Consider the following 21247-nt stretch of genomic DNA (forward strand, 5'->3'; position numbering starts at 1 on the left):
CATCCTATGCCCTGATATGCGGCAAAGAAGCATAGCTGGCTGTTATCAAAATAATGTCGCTTGGCTATAATTACGCCGGTTCGAGGCAGAACGCTTGAGACAGCTTCGCCAGTCCCTTCGGTGTCACCAGCACCTGCTCGCGAATTTTGTCGGTGCCGTCGTCACAGGGGATAAGTGATATTTTATGCTCGAGGTAGCCTGACTGGATTTTGCTCTGGTAGGCTATCCAGTTCTTGATGCCGATACGGCGATAAATCCAGCCACGCTCACGGAGGAAAGCGAACAGATCTTTGGGGCGTACCTGTAACTCCTTGGCGGCGTTGGTGATGCACATGCCGCCGTCAGATTTGGCGATGCGGTGCAGGGCTTTCACGTCTGGGGCCATCTCCTCAACTTTGCTTTCGAGTGCGATAACCTTTTCGGTGTAGGTAAGCAGGATGCCACGCATGGCCGCTGGGTCATTGAGCATCTGAACGGGATCGGCAGGCAGGGACTTGATGCGCTTCTCACACTGGATAAAGTACTGACGTGCCTCCTTGCCTTTCTCGTTGCGCTCAACCATCGAAAGCTCTTTCGCCATGTCTATGCTGATGTAGTAATCTTTCATTGGGCGTTGGCGAGATTTTGCACTCGCCGATTTTGGCGAGCTCAAATTATCAACAATTACGTAGTCCTGATTTTCGACAAATTCGTACTGCTTGATGCGGTCTTTAATCCAGTTGGAGAAGTCTTTGCCGATCTTCAGGAACTCGTGCAGGTCACGGGCATTGACCGTCTGGATGGTTTCTCCATTGATGCTATTGGTTTCGATGGCAATCAGTTGATGTTCTTTAGACATAGTAAGGTCCTCACAAGTCAATGTGATTAATGAAACCCCGGCACGATACCGGGGCGGGATTGATGATTAGTGGTGAAAAAAAACCGGCGCGGGGCCGGGCGGGAGGCATAGCAGGGAATTACGAGCCTAGTACTCAGAATCTACCATGGTAAATATGCAGGAGTAGAGAAAATGTGCAGGTGGTACCCATATCGGGAGGCGTGCAGATCTTGCACTCTATAATCAGTGAGTTACGATGAAATTGGTGGTACCTAAATCGATTGGGCAACTACCCAGGAATTTGAGGTAGTTCGAAATGCTGGGAATAGGGCACAAAAACCCCGGCGCGATACCGGGGCGAAATGACTGGGTTAGTGGCGTTGCAGGAACTGGCTAACGTTCGCCTGTTGCCATTTTTCGAGTGCGTGGGTCATGACACCGTAATGCTCTTGCGTGCTCTCTTCGAGCATGTGCTGCATCTCGCCCAGTACGATAGCTTCATTTTCACGGTGACGCAGAACACGGCGTATCGTCTGCTTCTCAGCGTCGAAGATGGCACCCTTGAGCGTGTTGGTAATACTGTAGATACGACGGCACTCTTCGGCCAGCAGGGGGATTTGCCGGATTTCGAAGTGCTGAGGGGAGGGTACGCCGGTTACACGGCGCAGGGCATACCAAATGGCGTTGCTCCATGCCCGGTCGAAGTGAAAGCCGTTTGCCATGCTCCAGACCAGATGGGTCAGGCAACGCGTATCATCATCGTTGAACAGTTCAGCGGCTTGGGGTTTGTACTGTGGATGTTCGTACTTGCCGGTCTTGCGGATTGAGGGAAGTACCTCACTTGTTACCCACTTGCGGAAGCGATGGGGCAGGGTGCCTTGCTTCACAGCGTCACGGCAGCGTAGTACCAAGGTGAACATTCCTGATTCGGAGATGATGTTAACATTCGGATTGCCAGCCCCATCTTGAATACCCTCAGTTAAACTTAGGGTATCCTTCTCGTCGTCATCTAAGCGGCGAATTGCCTCGGTTGAATTAGTGAGTTTCAGTGCTTTACAAACGTCAACAGCAACAAACCAAGGCTCACCATTAATAATTACTGCGCGTACTTCATGTTCTTCAAAAGAGAAAGGAGTAATAGCTGATATTGGATGAGTCATAACGACCTCCGATGGTTACTTGAGTAAATCACCACCTAGAGTTCCTACACTCGTGGGTGGTGAGCTGAATGGGGGTAGGAATACCGGAGTAACCGACCGGCCAGCTTTTCAGCTGCCCCACCCAGCCCACCATTGATTTGATGCGGCTAGATGTGCGACACAAAAAAACACGCTCGCGGCGTGTCATTTTGTCGCGGTCACTCCAGCGGGTTCCTACACCCGGCACCTGAATTTGCAGATGCAGCTTGACTATAGCGCATGGGTTCTCCTTGCGTCAATAACCGGCGTTCAGTGGCAGAAAAAGCGATGTTCCGCATCAAAACTCTGCTGTGGGTGGCCACCTGAGCCTGCGGGACTATGAGGCGCAGGTGGGTGAAGGGATGGAGATGGTTAAAGCGCTGAACCAGATGACGCTGTTGGGTATGCCGGGGCTTTCTTGAATAATAGGGAATCATGCTGTTTTGACATGCCTGTTTTGGTGGAAGATGCTTGTAACTCTTGCGTGCTCCTTCCAATTCTGACTTTAACCTACTGATTTTACGTTAGGGGAGCCCGACGTCTTTGTAGGTTCGCAGCATAATATCTATTTATTCAACAACGCCGTATGCCGGCCAAAGTCCGGATCGGATAGCAGGTTTACCGCGGCTTTGTTGAATAATTTAAGATACTGATTTATATAAGCATTATAAAATTTCAACGACTAATTTTTCCTCTCGGAATGCTTTTTATTGTGCTAACTATTTGATTTGTCGTTCTAACAAAATACATTCTCTGTAAATGCATTCTAACTAAAGAAGATGTAAATCAAACGGTTAAATTATTCAACAAAGCCGTTTACCGCAGGAGCTATCCTGTCGACTCATTCTGATTTATTCAACAAAGCCTGATGGAGATAAAAATCAGCGTGCCACTATTAATCCCTCCACGAAAAAATCGGAAGAGAAATTCTCAACAACATATTTAGAAAGATCTCTAATGTAGAGAGCCAGACTGTCTGCATTAAGCATTCTCAACTTATCTTTAAACTCATCAGATTCAGAAATACACTTAAAGTTAATAGCGTTAGGGACCATGCCCTTTTGTTCGCATAAGAATTTTATATAATTAAGCAATGTTTGACATTCGTGGTTTTCAATGAGTGATAAATTAAAAATGCTTCCCTCATTACCGCTTTCTATTTCTCCGAATGACGAAAATTCTGACAATTCCTTCATGGCCATTTCCAAATCAGGAAGAATGCCATTTGGTGTGGAATGATAAAAAAAATCCATAGCATTCTTAGAATAATGCGTGAATTCATGAATTATAGTATCATAAATATTAGTTGCTGCTTTTTTGTCTTTTGAACTTTCAGAAAAAGGATTTGAGTCAAATATACGATCAGCTAAAAAAACCATTACCTTTTTGGTTTCATAACTCATTCTGCTGGTAAAGGAAAAGGGTAATTCTATGAATTTTTCTATATCACTAACATGTTCAAATGATTGCATGTGCTCTAATAACTTAGAATAAAAAAAATATCCATCGCTTGTTTCTTTTATTATTTGCTTTGTAGATGCAATATAAATACCACTGAGCTCATTTTCCATTTTTTCTTTAATATCTTTATTCATTTTACAAACAAGATCCTTGAAAGAAGAAACATAATCACCTAGATTGGCAGGAGAAAAAACGTTAGAGAAATAATTATTTACATAAGATTGAAAAGCAACATCCCCTTTGGAAAGTGCAATGTGAAGCTTATTTATGTCTTCAGCGACTATAGAAAAGTGTTTGGTTATTTCGTTCTTGCAATCTAAGATGTATTCTAGAGAATTTTGGTTTATTGATTTCATCTCAGAATAAATATAGCTTCCTTCTCCAATTATTTCATCTAACACTTCAGTTAACATTTTTGTTTCTAGAAAAGTGTTTTCACCTTGTGTGATTAGCTCAGAGTTAGAACGACTAACAGCCCCCGCCCCATTATCTGAAGTTCTGTAATCACTTGAGAAAAAAAACTCACTAGGAATTGGGTTAAACGTATCTCGCTCTATTAAATCAAGAACTATACCATAATGGCTAGCACTCAACCCTAACATGTCGAATACTTCTTTGCAATTTTTTTTATAATCCCCTCTGTCATTAAATTTATAGCTTTTTATCTTATAAGCCAATCTTGCAAACTTAAGCAGCTCATCTACACTCATAACGCTGCCTATTTTTATGGCCGCCTCAGCACCTATGCAACTTAATAACAAAAAAACAATAGGTCTAACTTTATCTAAGACTGCCATTTTTTTATTTTTTTCTAAATGTTCACCCCCCTCAATTAAGCCATTTTCACATAGAATTACAGTAGGGTTAAATTTATTGAAAGTGATTTTAACTACATCATTTTCCTCATAGTTAACATTATCTTCTATACATATATGATTATCTTTTAATGGTCTTGGGTTGGTTAATTCGACGTGTATTAAATTAAAGCAATTTTTTCCACCATTTTTCCCTGTGCACTGTCCATATGCAACGTCGTCATCATCAAAAACATCTTCTTCTTTCAGTCTTGCGGTTTTTATTTTAGGGATTCTCTCTTTTTTTGTTGAAAAGAAATCGCATGTTGATAATCCGTTCATAATATTTATACCTCTATTGTGAATTAACCAGATAGGCTTACTGCACCTGCCTTTTGCTGAATGTGCTGATGCATCTTGAAGTACGTTGAGTATACATATACTCAATAAACTTCAAAATGCACGGAAATAGCGCTCGAGGGGCTTACTACTCGTGCCTTCTGCTGGGTAGATGGATGCATCTTGAAGTACGTTAAGTATATACCCCTTGCGTCAGGCTGAACCTGATTGTGTAGCCGCCTGACGATATGCATGCACTCATGCTGCAACCTGATTTAATATATTTTGCTTAACCTCCATAACCAGAGTTAGAAATTGTTGCCTCCTTTCCCTAAGCGCATTTATTTCATCCTTGCAATCATCGCGATTGAGGCGGCATACAATTAACTGGTTTCCTTCTGGAAAGTCTGAGCAATAGCTGACGAAATCCACCCAATCGCGTTCGGTGCAATCAAGGTGTCCTACTAATTGCCAGCGATATGACGGATCGAAATGACCGCGCTGCAATGTGGCGTAGTGGGTCGGGGCGATAACGGATTTAATCTCTATCACCCCATCACTGCCGACTAATCCGTCAGGGCTGTCACCGTACGTATCGTGGTCAAAAAATCCGCCGTTATCTACGCTAATGAAGTTCATGTCCTCATACAGCATCCTGGCTATCGGCTCCTGTTCATGGCCTCGCTCCATGTGCTCGTTAGAAAAGCTGAACTCTGACTTGGAGCCTTTGATTTGTTCCAGTGCTATCTGTAGTGCATAACGCTTTGCAGGGTCGCCAAACGCTTTCCCGGCGTTAGCCATGATTAACCCGAAATTAGACGCCGTGGCCTTTCCTACGCGCAGCGCTTCCCATTCCTCAGTATTCTGCTGGATGTCATGCCAAATCATGCCGCAGCCTCCACGCACTCGCTAATAAGCTGTTGCCGGTGCTCTTCTGACATATCCATGCGTTCTAGCACCTTGCGCAAGTCACCATCGCGTTTATAGGCTGCTTTGGCGTTGTTCCATGCCTGAATAGATGCCGGTGTCAAAACTGGCTTGGTGACGCGGGTAGGGCTTATGCGTAGCCCTTCCACTGAGCTATTGCCGAAGCGCACCTTTGTATCGACATAGACAGTAACTCGTGTTCCGGCCCAGTCTTCAATGTAAGGAGAGCCAGTCAAGGCCTTCATGGTCTTGCTGTTCGTCGCATTGAGGATCATCGGCTTCAATTTCTCGCCCGGGCGCAGTTCTTTCTCTGCAAAATATGCTGTGTTGAAGACGTCCTTTGTCTTCTTGGTTTTGTCCGTTTCGAGCGTTACTTTTGCTATCGTTAAAACCGTTGGTTCCACAATGTCAGCACTGCTGAGATAAGGCGAATCGAACGCCTTTCTGTAGTGCGTCTTGGCCTGCTCACTCATGCTGCATCCTCCCCATTTCCCATTCTCAACCACAACTCCGTGGCGTATTCGTATTTTGCAAGCAGCTGAATAAATCTATCCGTGAATGTTTCAAGGGCTATTTGCTGGTCAGGGTCATTCGCCAGAATGTCAACCACGCTTTCGTCAACGCCGGTCATTCTGCGAATGGCAGTAAAAATTTCATCTTGCTTTACTCGTTTATCAGCAAACGCGTAATAGGTGTTAACCACATCCAAATCCGCATCTGAAAATGTCGAGATAATACCCTTAATTTCACGTTGTCCTGATTCACTGATTTTCATATCGGGTTCCCCTTCTGATTAACCGTTGCAATAAGCTGCTCGAATAACCGTTGCAGCCAGCTTTTGTTTTTGAAGCTCTGGCCCGTGACGATATTTGAGCGGTGATGTTCGATTGACCGAATAGGGTCAAATTGTGTTTCCGAGCGGCCAGCAATAGGCCACCCTGCAAAGGCATATTGCATGGCGTTCTCCGTTTAACTATTGGGATTGATGTATTAATGATGCCGAGGAATATCGGCGAGGGTTAACTATTCATTTCTTTATGACAGGTTAAAGCGTAATTTCAGCAACGAAATGACATGACGATAAATTTCACCATGCCTGTTATCACCGTGGCGGTTATTTACTGCTGCTTCAAATTTCTCAATCGTTCCTGGGCGTTGTTGAATAAATAGATATTATGCTGCGAACCTACAAAGACGTCGGGCTCCCCTAACGTAAAATCAGTAGGTTAAAGTCAGAATTGGAAGGAGCACGCAAGAGTTACAAGCATCTTCCACCAAAACAGGCATGTCAAAACAGCATGATTCCCTATTATTCAACAAAGCCCCGTTCCTGAGAAACACCCCCTACGTACCATTACCGTTTCGTCCTTCTGCTTGAATGCGGTTAGAACTCCGTTTTCTGAGCCTATGGGGGATATGGTGATCCAGTCCGCATTGCCGGACACCAGCGCATTGCCGTACACCCACGCATTGCCGTCCTGAGCCAGATTCGATTCTTTCTCTACCCATCCGCCAAGTTCGCCCTCATCAACATTACCGAAGGCGACAAGCGCTTTAATGCGGAATAATTTGATGCCGAAAAACTTCTTCACTTCGGCGGTGAGTTCAAATTTTTTCATTTAAAATTCCTTGGATTCAGGCGTAAAAAAACCACTGTCCGGTGGCGTTATTGAGTATAGGGGGGAGATTGCAGCGATAAATCTATTTAATGCGCCTCAATCATTTAATAACTTCCGGGTATTGTCCGTCAGCGGTGTTTGATATTTTTCAACCATCCTCGCGGCATAAGCGAGTGCGTGCTCACGGTCGGAGAAGTCGCCAATGGTCTGTAGCAAGCCGTCGCCGCCACGGATGTAAACACTAAAGAAATCAGGATTATCATTCTCTTGTATGAGATAACCACAGTCGTCTACAACGCCCGACAGGATGATTTGAGTCACAATCGTCCCTGGCTCTATCAGGTGGTCGAATTCGTCAATGAGCTTTTGCATGGTGGCCTCTGTGTTAAGGCCTGCTTTGGTGACCCTCTCAGGCGGCGAGGGTTCCTGCATTCCCCAATGCAAAGGAATCGGTTAAAATATGCTTACCCCAATGCAATAGAAGGACAAGCAGATGTCTAAAAAGCAAACGGTCACACCTACCGAAAGGCTGGCCTATGACCATTTACCCGAAAAGAATGTAAGACCCGAGCCACAACCTAAGGCTCCGCCGCCACCGCCACCGAAGAAAACCGGAGGCTGACAACCATAAGGAATCGCTATGAGCCGAGATGAAATTAAAGACCACATCCTTTATGGATATTATCTAGAACAGTTGTACTCCACCGCGACGGGACGGATTGACCGACTCTTTTCGGTGTTAACGTTGATTTTCGGCTCAGCGATAGTGCTAAAAGCGAACCCATTTCTCTTCGGGGTGATGATCGTGATCATTTCAGCGGTGCAATCGACTTACCAATTTGGCAAGCAGTCCGCAGGAGCCGCGAAACAATCCTTTGAGTATCTTCGATTATTCACAAATGAAGCCCGGTTCAGTGATGCAGACCTGAAAGCAAAACTTATTGAACTTGATAGTGCCGATAACAACATCTGGTCCTGTCTGAAGCCTATAGCATTGCGGAAAACGCAAATAAAAATTGATCTGCCTGTTGAAAATCAAGAAAAGCTTTCCAGGCTATCAATGTTGTTACGGTTACTTTGTGGGTAATCAGTGCTGCCAAGTTAATACGTCTGCCTTGCTTTGGCGGTAATGCCATACTCGGTTTTCGGCTTGCTGTACCAGATGCGATGGTTAAGACGCTTAACCCTGTCGTACATTTCGGCGAAACGATTAATTTTCTCTCTGAACTTAGCCAGTAAATTGAAATTAATCCTTGGCGCACGTTTGCGCTTGAAGGCTAATTCAATTCGATTAAGCGCTTTGCGTCTTTCTGGCTTCTGACCTAAAGCTTTATCGATACGGGATGACACCAGTTCACGCCGGATGGCCTCTGCCTTGCGTCTGGCATGAAGGCGAATAGCGGCGTTTGTTTTGCTAACACAATTAACAGGATTAATAGATTTACGGTAAATGATGGTAGCCATGCTCCCCTCCAATAGATGGTTTTGGTGGTGTGGTGAGCCAGTGGTGGCCCTGGTGTTGGCTATAATTTTTATTCAGCCCACCACACCCCAAAAACATCTGGGTAAAGGTTCGCCACGTTGTCGGTGGCTTCCGTAGAGCACGAGGCTCGTTTTGAAAGAGCGGTTAAAACAGAGCAGACTCATTAATCTGCTGTGGTTTAATGCCTGGTTTACTTCTCCACCTCAGGCGGCAGTGGTTCCCTCCTTTCCACAGGCTAGAGAATCTGATAATTTAGTGACTCCACAGGCAATCAAGAGCAATTATTGTTATGGCATCCAACAAAGATACTTATGTTGATTTTTTGGAAACTGCGGTAAAAGCAGCAGCTCAAATTAATATCCCATTAATTGCAATATCATATATTGATGGTAGTAATAACATTACACAGCCCGCTTTAGCGATGATCGATTCTGTGCGTAATCATGTTCCAGATACAAAATTCACCTCTGTCGATATCGAAGATACACGCTCAGAAATTATCTCATTGATTAAAAAAAATATTTCTCTTCCGCGAAAAACGGGGTTTCAGACTGAAGTAAAAATGTAGATTTCATTTCAATAATTCGTATCGTTTTAAGAAACACGTCCGGATCACCTGATACGTATAGCGTTATTTTCTTAGTTTTGGGGCATGTGGAGAAAAACGCTTTTTCTATCATGTGCCCTGTTTCATCTGCTTGCTCACAGGCTGCCATGATAAGGTGGCATCCTGGCGTAAAGCTGTTAGCATCACGCATCACATTGTTCTTCCAATTCAAGTAATCTTGGTTATTCCCTCGAATCTGCATGATTTTCATCTCTCATCCTCTCTCGTTAGCTATCCCAACCGCCGTCATGTTCCTGTGCCTCGGGCTGGCTACTTACGCTCAGGCAATCGGCGGGTAACTCGAGGTCTTGCCTGCCGGGGTATTGCCGTTGCGGGTTGGTGTTCCACCGTCTGGCCGGAGGCTGTCTGGTGGGTTGGTGCAATAAATATATCCAAAGATATAATAGCTGTAAATAGCTTTTGGATTTATTTTGGTTGTCACTAGGTTATTTTATTGATATGGAAAGGAATTTATTTTTAGTAAAAGATCGTTCTAGGCTGGCTGATCAATGAGAAGGGGGGTATGACTGAGAGGTAAAAAGCCCACAGAACGCAGGCTCAGTAAGAATATGAAAGTGATTTCTCAGTAAATTTATTGGGTATTAGAGTATGGCTGAATACCAAAAAACACGTCCGATCACTTCTACATCAGACTCTGTATCTTCCTCATGTTCCTCGGGATTAAAACTATGAATAATTAGCTTTCCACCGGGTTTTCTATACAACTGTCTGACTCTATTAAGTTTACTATCCCCTCCGCCATCCTGGGCTATGGCGTAAATCTTTCCATCAATAATGCGTTTATTATTTGTATCTATTGCTACCGTGCTGCCATCGGGGAGTATTGGCTCCATGCTGTTACCCGATACGGGAAAACAAATCACACCGGATCCGTCATTATTTGCACCTACTCTCCGTAGGGTCTCTTTTGCGAAGCGTAATTTAGAACCGTCATGCCCTTCATCACAAATTTGGGCATCTCCACGAACAAATTCAATATCTTTCAGAAGAGGGACTTCAACTTCGTCAGTTTTTAATGGTGTATGTTCGTCCCATACAGCCACTCTTTCCCATTTAAAGCCATCAGGAAGCTCCTCAAGAGGTGCTACATAACTATTAATCCCATCTTGGCGCATTGGTCCACGGCCAGTAGAAAGCCATTCTGGGCGGACCTTAAGTGCATGAGAAATCTCAAGTAACTTACGTGTACTATTTGATTTTCCTGAAGTAAGCTTCCAAACGCTGGGCTGGGACATCCCCACAGCATCACCTAATGACGCTTGTGTATGGCCACTTTCCTTCATTGCAAGATTTAATCTGTCTGAAAATGTCATCTCTTTCATACCATTAGCATATAACTTCAGATATATAACCTCAAAAGCCAAAAGCTATTTACAAGGTGGATATCTTTGGCTATTATTATTGCGTTAAGCAAAAAAAGGTATAACTATGTACAATGAAGCTATTGATGAAGCTATTAAGATCGTAGGGAGTCAGTTAAAGCTTGCCGCTGCTTGTAATGTTAAGCAGCCCTCAGTTTGGGCTTGGTTACATGGTAAGAAAAAAACTTCTCCAACTAATGCAAAACGGATAGAAAAGGTAACAAAAGGCAGGGTCTTGGCTTATCAAATTCGCCCTGACCTCCCTGAGCTGTTTCCACATCCGGAACAGGCAGCCTAGCCAGTAGCACCTTCACAACGTACACTCGTCCTACGGAAGCCACCGACAACGTGGCGAACTCAACATCCCACAGTAACACACTCACTGTGACTGCCTCACGGCTTCGTCACGTCTGTTGATTACCTAATTACACCACAGGTGCCGTGTATCTACATGTGCATCCGATAACCTATTCTTTCAACAAGGAAAGTATCACAAATGGAACGTGCAAAAACACGCAAAAATTCTGCGGTTGAGTTCATTAGCCGTCACCTCGTTACAACAGCATATCAGGCGATTGCCCGGGTACGCCAGACCAACATCGCAAAAATGCTGGGTGTCGCCGATTCAACCGTCCTGCGCCGCTCAGAGAAGCTCACCGAGACGATGGATATCTTAGCCGCCAGTGGTGTGCAGGATTTTGTCTTCGAGGGCGAGAAGAAGATGCCGCTGGATGAATACCGCTATCTGCTTCGTTCAGCGATGGAGTTCGCGAAGTATCAACTGGAAGCGGCTGAATCTGTATCAGGCGACGAATGCCTTGCTGCATAGGAGGAGAATATGATGCAAGCACAAAAGAAAAAGCCGGTCAGTGCGCGAACACTTTTCCGGCTTAAAACTGCAATAACTCATTAATTTCAGGAGAAATTATGGCACTAAACCGCCGGAATTTCAAGCAAAAGGGCGCCTGTCGACCTCATCCTGAACCCCAAACACTGATGCCGGAGGATGCGGCGAAGAAATTCGCCGAACTCTTCCGCCTGCAACAACAACTTTACCTGGCTCAGCATGAGTCCGAGGAGAAACGCAAATGAGCACAAGCCGTTTACTTATCCACGAAAATCCGTTGCAGGTACTCCCGTCTCTGGCCTGCACCATTGGCCTGAATGAAGCGATGGTACTGCAACAAATCCATTACTGGCTGGGCAACTCTCGTCACGTTCATAACGGCCGTAAGTGGGTCTATAACAGCGTTGCTGAATGGCAAACTCAATTTCCATTTTGGAGTGAAACTACCGTTAAACGTGCGCTTACCAGCCTGGAAAAGCAAGGGCTACTGCTTACGGCGAATTATAACAAAGACCAGCGCGATCGGAGCAAATGGTACAGCATCAACTATGACGCGCTGAAATCTCTGGAGGTTAAAAATGTGGACGATGCATCAGGTCAAATTGACCCAAATGCATCAGGTCAAATTGACCAAATGCAAATGGTAAGTTTGACCCAATGTATAGATAAGGATACAGAGACTACTACAGAGATTACTACAGAGATTAAAAACAAAACCCCCTTACCCCTTACCCCTTACCGACAAGAAAAACAAATTTGACCCGCTAACCGAAAAACCGTCGAACGTGTCGGCAGAGGTTTGGGCCGATTGGGTGGAGCACCGGAAAGAAATTCGTCACCCACTCACCCCGACCACCTGCAAGCGCATCAGGTCGATGCTGGAGAACCATGTCAACCCCGATGCGGTGATTGGTTTGTCCATCGAGCGCGGTTGGCAGGGCTTGTTCCCCGAAAAAATCACCGAGCCAGCCAATACCACGCCCGCGTTCGATGCCTCCCGGTTGACCGAAGAGCAGCGGCGTGAACTGGCACTGTATGAACTTCTGGAGGGGCGATGAAATCATGGCTGAAACCGGTTTTGATTGCCGGTTACTGCCACGGGGTTATGCCGATATCGGCAGTGACGCTGGGCTTTAAGATTTTTCGATTGGAGGCAGTATGACTATCCAGGAATTATCCGGCCTGTTGTGGCAGCGGGTGGAGCAGGTGGTGGCTCACTTACTCCCCAACGGTCGGCGCGTCAATGGGGAATGGGTTGTCGGTGATTTGGACGGCAACAAGGGGCAATCGCTCAAGGTCAATCTCACCGGCAAGCAGGTCTGGTGTGAGTTCAACGGCGGACAGGGTGGCGACTTGCTGGACTTGTGGGTAGCGGTGTGCGGTATCCAACTCCATCAGGCCATGCAGGAGGCCAAAGTGTTTCTGGGTGTCAAGGACGAGAGCAATGAGTTCCTGCCGAAACAGCCAAAAATCTTCAAGAAGCCTGAGCGCAAGGGCGTCAAAGGCTCCCGCGACTGTTTCGCGTATCTGGCCTCAAGGGGGATCTCCCACGAGACGGCACAAGCGTTCAAAGTGACCGACGCGGTGATATTCAACCACGAGACCAAGCAGGAAGTCCCTGCCATCGCCTTCCCCTACCTGCGCGACGGTGAGTTGAAACAAATCAAGCGGTTGGGGATTGAGCGTCATGACGGTAAAAAAATCATCATGGTGGAGTCTGATTGTGAACCCTGTCTGTTTGGCTGGCAGGCCATCAACCCCAAAGAGCGCAATCTGGTGGTGATTTGTGAAGGCGAAATTGACGCGATGAGCCTCCACCAGTACGGCCTCCCGGCACTGTCGGTTCCCTTCGGTGGCGGGACGGGGGCCAAGCAGCAGTGGATTGAGCATGAGTACGAAAATCTATCACGTTTCGGAGAGATATTCCTGTGCATGGACATGGACGCCGCCGGGCAATCCGCCGCCAAGGAAATTGCTACCCGGCTGGGTATTCATCGTTGCAGCTTCGTGAAGTTACCCCACAAGGACGCTAACGAATGCCTGGTCAATAATATTTCCGTGGAGCAGTTTCAACGCCTCTTCATGAACGCTGAGACGTTCGACCCCACAGAACTCAAACGGGCGGGCGAATTCCGTCAGGAAGTCCATGCGGCTTTTTTTTCACCCGCTCCCGGTCTGTTCACCAGTCCGTGGCCCACGCTGGAGCAGAATTTCAGATTCAGGACGCACGAACTGACCTTGGTCAACGGCGTTAACGGTCACGGCAAATCGCAGTTTGTGGGGCATCTGTCGCTTGAGGCGACGTACCAGGGGGTGTCTGCCTGCATCGCCTCGATGGAGCTACGGCCTGCTATCCTGCTGAAACGGATGATTCGACAAGCCGTATCTACGGGGGATACCTCACCGGAGGATGTAGACCGGATGATGGACCTGCTCGATGCGCGGATGTGGTTGTTCAACGTGACGGGTAAAGCCAAGGGAGAACGGATTTTGTCCGTGTTCAAATATGCGCACAAGCGCTATGGCGTGAAACTGTTTGTCGTGGACTCGCTGATGATGTGCGGACTCAATGAGGATGATTACAACGGCCAGAAGGCGTTTATGGAAGCCTTATGCGAGTTCAAGCTGACTTACCCGGTGCATGTGCTGTTGGTAACTCATCCCCGAAAAGGCGAAAACGAAGAAAAGCCGGTCGGCAAGATGGATGTCAAGGGAAGCGGCGCTATCACGGATTTGACCGATAACCTGATCACCGTCTGGCGCAACAAGGCGCGTGAAGCCGTGGTAGAGAAAGCGAGGAAGTTTGGCAACGAGGTTTTATCGGAAAAAGAGCAAAAGCTACTGGAAGCGCCTGGAACGCTGTTATTGCTCGACAAGCAGCGTAACGGCGAAGGCTGGCAGGGGAAAATCCCCCTGGTGTTCAACTTGCTGAGTAATCAGTTTCTGGCCGACAGAAAGAGTATTCCTTTCAACTACGCCCGTGGGGAGTCACAAAGTGCGGTGATATCTGAAATGCGCCGTATGGCGGTTTAACGCAAACAGCGAGGGAAATACGAATGACGGCATATCTAACAGAATGCATCGTGGGGCTGCTGGCAATGGCAGCCCTTTTTGTTTGGGTGGGTAAATTCAGAGGTGGGTGATGGAAAAAACATGCTTCCTGCTGCGTGATGAACGAATACGAAAAAACCTGAAAGCGTTTATTGATTCCCTGCCCACCGACTCACAACGCCCCCTCGAAATTACCATCAACGATGCTAAACGGACATTACCGCAGAACGACCTGTTCCATGCGTTATGCACCGATGTTTCGCGTCAGGTGGTGTGGGCCGATAAACCGCGCCCGCTGCTGGACTGGAAGGCGCTGTTTGTCTCGGGACATGCCATCGCTACCGGCAGGCCGGCGGAGGTAGTCACAGGACTGGAGGGGGAGTTTTGCAGCCTCCGCGAGAGCACAGCTCAGATGGGCGTAAAGCGCATGAACAGTTTAATCGAATATACCCAGTCGTGGGCGGTCGGCAACGGCGTCAGGCTGCGCAAGGTGCGTTATTCAGGGGATTATTTTGGGAGAGTCCGATGACACTAAAATCACACACCAGACCAGAGCACAAGGACACATGGCGAACCCCGCCCGAGGTCTTCCAGGCGCTGGATGCGGAGTTTGGCTTCTACCTCGATGCCGCCGCTGACCACGACAATACCCTGTGCCGTCTGTATCTGACGCAAGAGGATGATGCCCTTTCCTGTGATTGGAGTAGCAACGGAGCCATCTTCTGCAATCCCCCGTACAGCACTATCCTCCCCTGGGTTGATAAAGCTGCTGAGCAGAGCCGCAAGCAGAATAAAACGGTCGTTATGCTGCTGCCTGCTGATACCTCGACGGGATGGTTCGCACAGGCACGGAAAACGGTTGATGAGGTGCGTTTCATCACCGAAGGACGATTGTCGTTTATTAGCGCCGAAACGGGCAAAAAAGGCAAGGCGGGTAACAGCAAGGGCAGCGTGTTGTTCATCTGGCGACCGTGGCGTGCAACCCCAAAAGGGATGACCACGGTAAGCAAACACGCGCTGATTAACAGGATGTGGGGGTGATATGGCACTAAAACGCGATAAGCATGATGCGGTATTTTCTGAGCTTGTACGTGAGAGAACCAACTGGTGTTGCGATTACTGCGGTAACTATTTTCATCATGACCACGGTAATCTCCATTGCTCCCACTTCAAGTCCCGCCGACACAAGGCGACACGCTATAGCCAAGCGACTTAATTTTGATTACACCATATGGACTGAGAACAAACTCTCTGTATCGCAACCCATCTCTCTTTTTTTGCTTTTTGCTTGTGCCCATTTATGCTCAATTGGGTTAAGATCTGGCGAATATGTAGGCAAATACTCCACCATATACCCTGCATCGATGATGACTTGTTGAATATTATGTTTTTTGTGAAAAGTGGCATTGTCCATCATGATTACACTGTTTTTAGGGAGTACTGGGATAAGGACTTGTGTGACCCAGGCATAGAAAACATCGCTGTTAATATTGATATCAAATAATCCGATAGCAAACAGCGTTGTGCCTAATAAAGCGCCGATAACATTTGTTCTTCCCCTAGCTCCCCAGTTCTTCAGGCCAAAACACCGTTGACCTTTTGGGGAATAGCCGTGAGTCCGTGGGGCATCGTGTGAAAAACCACTTTCATCAATAAAAACAATAGGTTTACCTTCTTTTTCATACTGTTGTTTTTTTTGTTGAAATCCCTGCCGGGCGTTTTCGTCGGCTTTCGGATGACGTAGAGTTTTTTTTATAGGTCAATCCCAGCTTTTTAAGCGCTTGCCAAATGGCCTTCTGACAAACGCCAAAACGCTCTGCACGTTCTTTTTGGTAAGCATCTGGATATTGTTCAACATCTTTTATCAACTCGGATTTATCGATCTTTCGCTGACGCGTGGTCGATGCTTTTGACTCTATTTGATTAATCCAACGCGATACAGAGGCAGGGCCAATCCGAAATTGCTTCGCTGTTTCTCGGATACTCAACCCTTCGTTTTTCCGTGTAGATATCACTTTACGTCTAAAATCAATTGAATAGCTCATTTAAATAATGTAATCAAAATTAAGTCGTTTAGCTATACCATCCCTTCAATGCCTTCGCACACTGCGCTGGCTGCCACCGTAAATTGGGTGAAGACCCGTATGAGTTCACGATGCACGCCAACATCACTTATGGGGAGATGGTCATTGACCGCGTGGCGCATCTGGCAGCAGTGCCGGTGCGGTTAAAGCCGTGGCAGATGAATGAGATTTATCAGCACATGAAAACTGAGCTCAAGCGACTGCGGGAATTACGGGCTGGCGGCAACATCTGGCGAATCGAGTTCACCCTACCGGATTGGTATCAGGAGGGCATTACCTATCGCATGGGGGCAGCGGCATGAGACAGCGTGTGCAACTCACGGCGCAAGATATCCCGCTTATCCGGGCGCTACTGGACTCCGGTATGCCGGTGGCTGAGGTGGCGAGGAAATTCGAGACCAGCAAGCAGCATATCTACAGCATCAGGAACGGCAAAAACTGGGGGGCGGTGAAATGAGAGATATTCGATACCTGTTGACGGCATGGGGAAATTGGAGCGGCTCACGCATTGGCACCGAGTATAGCCAACCGACTTAAAAATGATTACATCCTATGCCCTGATATGCGGCAAAGAAGCATAGCTGGCTGTTATCAAAATAATGTCGCTTGGCTATACAAGGCAGCATGGCCTATTGTCACGGCCAGCAGCGATATCCGGCCCATGTTGTCCGATGAGGACGGGGAGATAGTTGACCGTGCGGTAGGGCGGCTGAAGGTCTTTGACCCACTGGGATACGATATCGTGGTGGCGTATTACAAGGGCAAGGTGTCGTGCCAGAGGATAGGTGACGCTATGCAACCACACCGTCACCGCACCTATGTGAGCAAGGTGCTCGAAAGGGCCGAAGCCTACATCGCGGGTCGCGTGGCTGAAATTTTGGGGGCTGCCTGATGTTACACTGAGGCTACAAAAAACGCCTTGATGATTAGCGAAATCATGCCGGCAATAAGTGCGCTAAGCATCCAGCGGATGAGTTTTTGCTCAGAGCGAATACCTGCCATCTCAAGTTGCAAGTCTTTGCGGACTATTTCCATATCTTTGCGGACGTCAGTTATCTGAAATGTTAAATCTTTACGGACATCGGCGACATTTCGGTTTACTTCGGCAATTTCATGCTTAACTTCAACGATATCGGCCTTAGTAGCTACATCCGCGACTTCATGAGACTTGCGTACGACGAGCGAAATCGCCTTGGCTTGCTGACTGGTAAGCCCGGCTGTCTGAAGCTCTTCTGACGCCTGCAATGTATCAAATGCGACTTGGCCCATGGGAAATCCTCCTGTTTAGGCCAAGTGTAACTCAGTAATCCTGTTGACGGAAGAATAACCCATGCGCTATAGTCAATCCGCACCTGTAAATCCAGGTGTCGGAATTAGCGTTCCGGTTTAACTAAGAAGGCGCATAACACGCCAAGAGCGTGTTTTTTTATGCGTCAGTCTACCATATCAGAATAATGGTGGGCTGGATGGGGGAGCCGAAAGGCTCGCCGGGTCCTTCTTAGCCGGTTACGCTAACTCTATCCAGCTCACCACCCTTTAGATTAGCGTCTTACGGTGGTGATTATTCTTAACTAAGAAGGAAATCACTATGAACCGCCTAATGTTTCGCAATACCATTCTTGAAACCATATCCCACAACGGGCAGATCTGGTTCACATCTGCTGAGCTTGCAAAAGCTTTGCAGTACTCTGAAACAGACGCTGTAACGAAAATATACAATCGCAACAAAGATGAATGCTCAGCTGACATGACCGAGACGGTCAATTTGGGCGTCTCGAGAAAATCAAACAATTACGACAATCTGCGCAGCAAAATTCGCATCTTCTCCCTGCGCGGCGCTCATTTGATAGCGATGTTCGCCAATACGCCGATTGCCAAAGAGTTCCGCAAATGGGTGTTGGATGTCCTCGACAGCAAAGTGGGCCAGCCTGTTCACCAGCCAGAGGCCCGAGAGCTACTGACCGACGACGATACATCTCATCTTGCACGGCTCATCTGGGGTATGACAAACGGCTTCCGCTTCGAGCGTTCGTGGAGCAATGCCATATGGCATGCATTGCGCTATGCGGCTGGCGTCTCTTCCCCACAGCATTTTGGCGTGAGTCATATCCCGATCCTCGCCGAAGAGTGCCAGCGCATTTACAGTTTCACTAATGCGCTGAAAGAGGTCATGTACGATGCTGAAAGGGAAGCCGTCCGGCGAGTTCTCAAGAATCGATAGGATGCAGACGCTGTTGTATCAGAAATGAAACAGCTGCTTGATGAAATCAATCAATCGCACAATCTGTTGCTGACGAATACCTTAGCACGATGGCAACAAGCGGATATCCAGCAGTTTCTACAACGCCATTAACTCTTGACGTTAAATAACTGATCAAACGATCAGTTAAATTCTTGAAGTGAGCACCTGAGCTACATATAATTTGCCCATGCTGCGGCAAAAGCGCGCAGGACATGAAGCCTCAACTCCCTCTGGTGGTTGGGGCTTTTCCTTTTTAACGGGTGGTGCATAGTGGAAAATCTACCGAAGGATTATTTCCTCGATATCGATGATGAGTTGCTTAACTTTTTAGAAAAGCAGGGAGAAGACTGCATTAGGGAGCTTCATCAGTCGAATACTGTGAGCAAAGAAAATAGCTATAAACTATTAAACATTCTCATTGTAGGTATTGGATCATCTTTTCTGCTTCTAACCCAAAAGCAGCCATCCATTTTCCTGAGTGCGGGCATGGTTACGTTTACCCTGTGCTGGGCATTGTGTGCGATATATCTTGTTTTCTGTGGACTGTCGATACAGATACGGGGTTTGGTATCGTCTTCACCGCATCTTTTGTATAAGGAAGCCTATATAGCTAAACGACTTAATTTTGATTACATTATTTAAATGAGCTATTCAATTGATTTTAGACGTAAAGTGATATCTACACGGAAAAACGAAGGGTTGAGTATCCGAGAAACAGCGAAGCAATTTCGGATTGGCCCTGCCTCTGTATCGCGTTGGATTAATCAAATAGAGTCAAAAGCATCGACCACGCGTCAGCGAAAGATCGATAAATCCGAGTTGATAAAAGATGTTGAACAATATCCAGATGCTTACCAAAAAGAACGTGCAGAGCGTTTTGGCGTTTGTCAGAAGGCCATTTGGCAAGCGCTTAAAAAGCTGGGATTGACCTATAAAAAAAACTCTACGTCATCCGAAAGCCGACGAAAACGCCCGGCAGGGATTTCAACAAAAAAAACAACAGTATGAAAAAGAAGGTAAACCTATTGTTTTTATTGATGAAAGTGGTTTTTCACACGATGCCCCACGGACTCACGGCTATTCCCCAAAAGGTCAACGGTGTTTTGGCCTGAAGAACTGGGGAGCTAGGGGAAGAACAAATGTTATCGGCGCTTTATTAGGCACAACGCTGTTTGCTATCGGATTATTTGATATCAATATTAACAGCGATGTTTTCTATGCCTGGGTCACACAAGTCCTTATCCCAGTACTCCCTAAAAACAGTGTAATCATGATGGACAATGCCACTTTTCACAAAAAACATAATATTCAACAAGTCATCATCGATGCAGGGTATATGGTGGAGTATTTGCCTACATATTCGCCAGATCTTAACCCAATTGAGCATAAATGGGCACAAGCAAAAAGCAAAAAAAGAGAGATGGGTTGCGATACAGAGAGTTTGTTCTCAGTCCATATGGTGTAATCAAAATTAAGTCGCTTGGCTATAGTAAGGTCCTCACAAGTCAATGTGATTAATGAAACCCCGGCACGATACCGGGGCGGGATTGATGATTAGTGGTGAAAAAAAACCGGCGCGGGGCCGGGCGGCAGGCATAGCAGGGAATTACGAGCCTAGTACTCAGAATCTACCATGGTAAATATGCAGGAGTAACGAAAATGCGCAGGAGTAGATAAAATATGCAGGAGTGGGGAAAATGTGCAGGTGGTGCCCATATCGGGAGGCGTGCAGATCCTGCACTCTATAATCAGTGAGTTACGATGAAATTGGTGGTACCTAAATCGATTGGGCAACTACCCAGGAATTTGAGGTAGTTCGAAATGCTGGGAATAGGGCACAAAAACCCCGGCGCGATACCGGGGCGGGATTGGTGATTAGCTAGCGAGCTTTTTAATCAGATCGTCTTTGTGTATGACGAGATAGTCAGCTCGGCGCGCAATCTCGAACAATGTATCGAGACTGGCAACATACTCGTTGTCAGCGATGGGCCGGGAGCTGATGATTTTATTATCTTGAAGGGTAAGTAAGATTTCGCTGGTTACACCACTGACGGCAACTGCTCCATGAAGCCGCTCTTCCATGCGGTTAAACTCCGCGATGTAAGCTTCCTTGAACGCTGCTGCTTTCTTGCCCGTGAAGCCCATGACGAGGAAGACGAAGCCGTCTTTAGTCATTTTATACATCGGGAGTTTGCGGCCTGTGCTGTCGGTATATTCACTCGGCTCAAAATTGAGCTCAGTGAATTTAGGTGAACAATCGAGCGATTCGATGCTACGGATAACGTTCTTGTGGAGCTTGCAAAAATAACCAGCAACGTCTAGTGACGTAGTAACAGCTTTACCGTTATGGATGGTAACTTTTGGTGTGGTAACAGATGGTTGAAGCGTCATGGTGACCTCCAGATAGTGAACTTAT

At 46.7% G+C, this 21247-nt stretch carries 30 protein-coding genes and 2 pseudogenes; 17 read left to right on the top strand and 15 right to left on the bottom strand.

What is annotated here, in order from left to right; all coding sequences use genetic code 11:
• Positions 1–70 precede the first annotated feature (70 nt).
• Positions 71–838, bottom strand: a complete 768-nt coding sequence (locus tag ACQGXV_RS21315) for an antA/AntB antirepressor family protein (protein ID WP_440863028.1) — start codon at positions 836–838, stop codon at positions 71–73.
• 350 nt (positions 839–1188) lie between these two features.
• Positions 1189–1977: a BRO-N domain-containing protein gene (locus ACQGXV_RS21320; protein WP_440863029.1), complete on the bottom strand. Its 789-nt coding sequence runs from the start codon at positions 1975–1977 to the stop codon at positions 1189–1191.
• Positions 1978–2256: 279 nt separating this feature from the next.
• Here ACQGXV_RS21320 and ACQGXV_RS21325 point away from each other — a divergent pair.
• Positions 2257–2417 (top strand): annotated as a pseudogene (locus ACQGXV_RS21325) (IS5/IS1182 family transposase); the annotation flags it as partial.
• A 459-nt stretch (positions 2418–2876) separates the two neighbouring features.
• Here the strand turns inward: ACQGXV_RS21325 and ACQGXV_RS21330 are convergent.
• The 7 genes from ACQGXV_RS21330 to ACQGXV_RS21360 all read right to left on the bottom strand — a co-directional run bounded on the left by ACQGXV_RS21330 (position 2877) and on the right by ACQGXV_RS21360 (position 7507).
• On the bottom strand, positions 2877–4592 hold the full coding sequence (locus ACQGXV_RS21330) for a hypothetical protein (RefSeq protein ID WP_440863030.1): 1716 nt from the start codon (positions 4590–4592) through the stop codon (positions 2877–2879).
• Positions 4593–4847: 255 nt separating this feature from the next.
• Positions 4848–5477, bottom strand: a complete 630-nt coding sequence (locus ACQGXV_RS21335) for a lambda exonuclease family protein (RefSeq protein ID WP_440863031.1) — start codon at positions 5475–5477, stop codon at positions 4848–4850.
• A complete protein-coding gene (locus ACQGXV_RS21340) occupies positions 5474–5989 on the bottom strand; it encodes a hypothetical protein (protein ID WP_440863032.1) in 516 nt (171 codons plus the stop codon). Before ACQGXV_RS21340 ends, ACQGXV_RS21335 begins: the two co-directional genes overlap by 4 nt.
• Positions 5986–6291 (bottom strand): hypothetical protein, encoded by a 306-nt coding sequence (locus ACQGXV_RS21345; protein WP_440863033.1) that lies wholly within the window; start codon positions 6289–6291, stop codon positions 5986–5988. Before ACQGXV_RS21345 ends, ACQGXV_RS21340 begins: the two co-directional genes overlap by 4 nt.
• The gene (locus tag ACQGXV_RS21350; protein WP_440863034.1) at positions 6288–6473 is read right to left on the bottom strand and encodes a hypothetical protein; all 186 of its coding nucleotides are present in this window, start codon (positions 6471–6473) and stop codon (positions 6288–6290) included. The genes ACQGXV_RS21345 and ACQGXV_RS21350 overlap by 4 nt, the downstream gene beginning before the upstream one ends.
• 356 nt (positions 6474–6829) lie before the next feature.
• Positions 6830–7135: a hypothetical protein gene (locus ACQGXV_RS21355; RefSeq protein WP_440863035.1), complete on the bottom strand. Its 306-nt coding sequence runs from the start codon at positions 7133–7135 to the stop codon at positions 6830–6832.
• A 96-nt stretch (positions 7136–7231) separates the two neighbouring features.
• On the bottom strand, positions 7232–7507 hold the full coding sequence (locus ACQGXV_RS21360; protein WP_440863036.1) for a hypothetical protein: 276 nt from the start codon (positions 7505–7507) through the stop codon (positions 7232–7234).
• Between the two features lie 268 nt (positions 7508–7775).
• Here ACQGXV_RS21360 and ACQGXV_RS21365 point away from each other — a divergent pair, with 268 nt between their 5' ends.
• Complete coding sequence (locus ACQGXV_RS21365) at positions 7776–8222, top strand: hypothetical protein (RefSeq protein ID WP_440863037.1); 447 nt, start codon at positions 7776–7778, stop codon at positions 8220–8222.
• Positions 8223–8236: 14 nt separating this feature from the next.
• Here ACQGXV_RS21365 and ACQGXV_RS21370 read toward each other — a convergent pair whose 3' ends face one another.
• A complete protein-coding gene (locus ACQGXV_RS21370) occupies positions 8237–8599 on the bottom strand; it encodes an antitermination protein (RefSeq protein ID WP_440863038.1) in 363 nt (120 codons plus the stop codon).
• A 308-nt stretch (positions 8600–8907) separates the two neighbouring features.
• Between ACQGXV_RS21370 and ACQGXV_RS21375 the strand changes: the two genes are divergently transcribed.
• The gene (locus tag ACQGXV_RS21375; RefSeq protein ID WP_440863039.1) at positions 8908–9186 is read left to right on the top strand and encodes a hypothetical protein; all 279 of its coding nucleotides are present in this window, start codon (positions 8908–8910) and stop codon (positions 9184–9186) included.
• Positions 9187–9827: 641 nt separating this feature from the next.
• Here the strand turns inward: ACQGXV_RS21375 and ACQGXV_RS21380 are convergent.
• Positions 9828–10568, bottom strand: a complete 741-nt coding sequence (locus ACQGXV_RS21380; protein ID WP_440863040.1) for a S24 family peptidase — start codon at positions 10566–10568, stop codon at positions 9828–9830.
• 106 nt (positions 10569–10674) lie between these two features.
• Here ACQGXV_RS21380 and ACQGXV_RS21385 point away from each other — a divergent pair, with 106 nt between their 5' ends.
• From ACQGXV_RS21385 to ACQGXV_RS21420, 8 genes are all read left to right on the top strand, one after another.
• Positions 10675–10905, top strand: coding sequence for a transcriptional regulator (locus ACQGXV_RS21385; protein WP_440863041.1), 231 nt, complete (start codon positions 10675–10677; stop codon positions 10903–10905).
• 198 nt (positions 10906–11103) lie between these two features.
• On the top strand, positions 11104–11436 hold the full coding sequence (locus ACQGXV_RS21390; RefSeq protein WP_440863042.1) for a hypothetical protein: 333 nt from the start codon (positions 11104–11106) through the stop codon (positions 11434–11436).
• A 98-nt stretch (positions 11437–11534) separates the two neighbouring features.
• Positions 11535–11699, top strand: coding sequence for a hypothetical protein (locus ACQGXV_RS21395; RefSeq protein ID WP_440863043.1), 165 nt, complete (start codon positions 11535–11537; stop codon positions 11697–11699).
• Complete coding sequence (locus ACQGXV_RS21400; RefSeq protein ID WP_440863044.1) at positions 11696–12214, top strand: hypothetical protein; 519 nt, start codon at positions 11696–11698, stop codon at positions 12212–12214. The genes ACQGXV_RS21395 and ACQGXV_RS21400 overlap by 4 nt, the downstream gene beginning before the upstream one ends.
• A gap of 115 nt (positions 12215–12329) precedes the next feature.
• A complete protein-coding gene (locus tag ACQGXV_RS21405) occupies positions 12330–12512 on the top strand; it encodes a hypothetical protein (protein WP_440863045.1) in 183 nt (60 codons plus the stop codon).
• A gap of 100 nt (positions 12513–12612) precedes the next feature.
• Positions 12613–14487 carry a toprim domain-containing protein gene (locus tag ACQGXV_RS21410; protein ID WP_440863046.1) on the top strand — a complete coding sequence of 625 codons (1875 nt, stop codon included), beginning with the start codon at positions 12613–12615 and terminating at the stop codon, positions 14485–14487.
• Positions 14488–14596: 109 nt separating this feature from the next.
• Entirely contained in the window at positions 14597–15034 is a 438-nt protein-coding gene (locus ACQGXV_RS21415; RefSeq protein ID WP_440867544.1) for a recombination protein NinB, read from the top strand.
• Positions 15031–15546, top strand: a complete 516-nt coding sequence (locus ACQGXV_RS21420; protein WP_440863047.1) for a phage N-6-adenine-methyltransferase — start codon at positions 15031–15033, stop codon at positions 15544–15546. Before ACQGXV_RS21415 ends, ACQGXV_RS21420 begins: the two co-directional genes overlap by 4 nt.
• A gap of 181 nt (positions 15547–15727) precedes the next feature.
• Here the strand turns inward: ACQGXV_RS21420 and ACQGXV_RS21425 are convergent, their stop codons facing one another.
• Positions 15728–16261: an IS630 family transposase gene (locus tag ACQGXV_RS21425; protein WP_440862665.1), complete on the bottom strand. Its 534-nt coding sequence runs from the start codon at positions 16259–16261 to the stop codon at positions 15728–15730.
• Entirely contained in the window at positions 16185–16550 is a 366-nt protein-coding gene (locus tag ACQGXV_RS21430; RefSeq protein ID WP_440862584.1) for an IS630 transposase-related protein, read from the bottom strand. The genes ACQGXV_RS21425 and ACQGXV_RS21430 overlap by 77 nt, the downstream gene beginning before the upstream one ends.
• Positions 16551–16633: 83 nt before the next feature.
• Here ACQGXV_RS21430 and ACQGXV_RS21435 point away from each other — a divergent pair, with 83 nt between their 5' ends.
• The 3 genes from ACQGXV_RS21435 to ACQGXV_RS21445 are packed head-to-tail and all read left to right on the top strand — an operon-like array spanning position 16634 to position 17481.
• A complete protein-coding gene (locus ACQGXV_RS21435; protein ID WP_440863048.1) occupies positions 16634–16891 on the top strand; it encodes a hypothetical protein in 258 nt (85 codons plus the stop codon).
• Positions 16888–17046: a helix-turn-helix domain-containing protein gene (locus ACQGXV_RS21440; RefSeq protein WP_440863049.1), complete on the top strand. Its 159-nt coding sequence runs from the start codon at positions 16888–16890 to the stop codon at positions 17044–17046. The genes ACQGXV_RS21435 and ACQGXV_RS21440 overlap by 4 nt, the downstream gene beginning before the upstream one ends.
• 51 nt (positions 17047–17097) lie before the next feature.
• Positions 17098–17481, top strand: a complete 384-nt coding sequence (locus ACQGXV_RS21445) for an antiterminator Q family protein (RefSeq protein WP_440863050.1) — start codon at positions 17098–17100, stop codon at positions 17479–17481.
• Between the two features lie 2 nt (positions 17482–17483).
• Here the strand turns inward: ACQGXV_RS21445 and ACQGXV_RS21450 are convergent, their stop codons facing one another.
• Positions 17484–17858, bottom strand: a complete 375-nt coding sequence (locus ACQGXV_RS21450; protein ID WP_440863051.1) for a hypothetical protein — start codon at positions 17856–17858, stop codon at positions 17484–17486.
• 331 nt (positions 17859–18189) lie between these two features.
• Here ACQGXV_RS21450 and ACQGXV_RS21455 point away from each other — a divergent pair, with 331 nt between their 5' ends.
• The 3 genes from ACQGXV_RS21455 (at position 18190) to ACQGXV_RS21465 (ending at position 20296) form a co-directional block, all read left to right on the top strand.
• The gene (locus ACQGXV_RS21455; protein WP_440863052.1) at positions 18190–18810 is read left to right on the top strand and encodes a BRO-N domain-containing protein; all 621 of its coding nucleotides are present in this window, start codon (positions 18190–18192) and stop codon (positions 18808–18810) included.
• 663 nt (positions 18811–19473) lie between these two features.
• Positions 19474–19839, top strand: coding sequence for an IS630 transposase-related protein (locus ACQGXV_RS21460; protein ID WP_440862584.1), 366 nt, complete (start codon positions 19474–19476; stop codon positions 19837–19839).
• A complete protein-coding gene (locus ACQGXV_RS21465; protein WP_440862665.1) occupies positions 19763–20296 on the top strand; it encodes an IS630 family transposase in 534 nt (177 codons plus the stop codon). Before ACQGXV_RS21460 ends, ACQGXV_RS21465 begins: the two co-directional genes overlap by 77 nt.
• Positions 20297–20898: 602 nt before the next feature.
• On the opposite strand, the pseudogene ACQGXV_RS21470 reads toward ACQGXV_RS21465, so the two are convergent.
• Positions 20899–21195, bottom strand: a pseudogene (locus ACQGXV_RS21470) (Rha family transcriptional regulator); the annotation flags it as partial.
• Between the last annotated feature and the right edge of the window lie 52 nt (positions 21196–21247).

This window comes from Symbiopectobacterium purcellii, assembly GCF_052050035.1.
Classification (GTDB): domain Bacteria; phylum Pseudomonadota; class Gammaproteobacteria; order Enterobacterales; family Enterobacteriaceae; genus Symbiopectobacterium; species Symbiopectobacterium purcellii_A.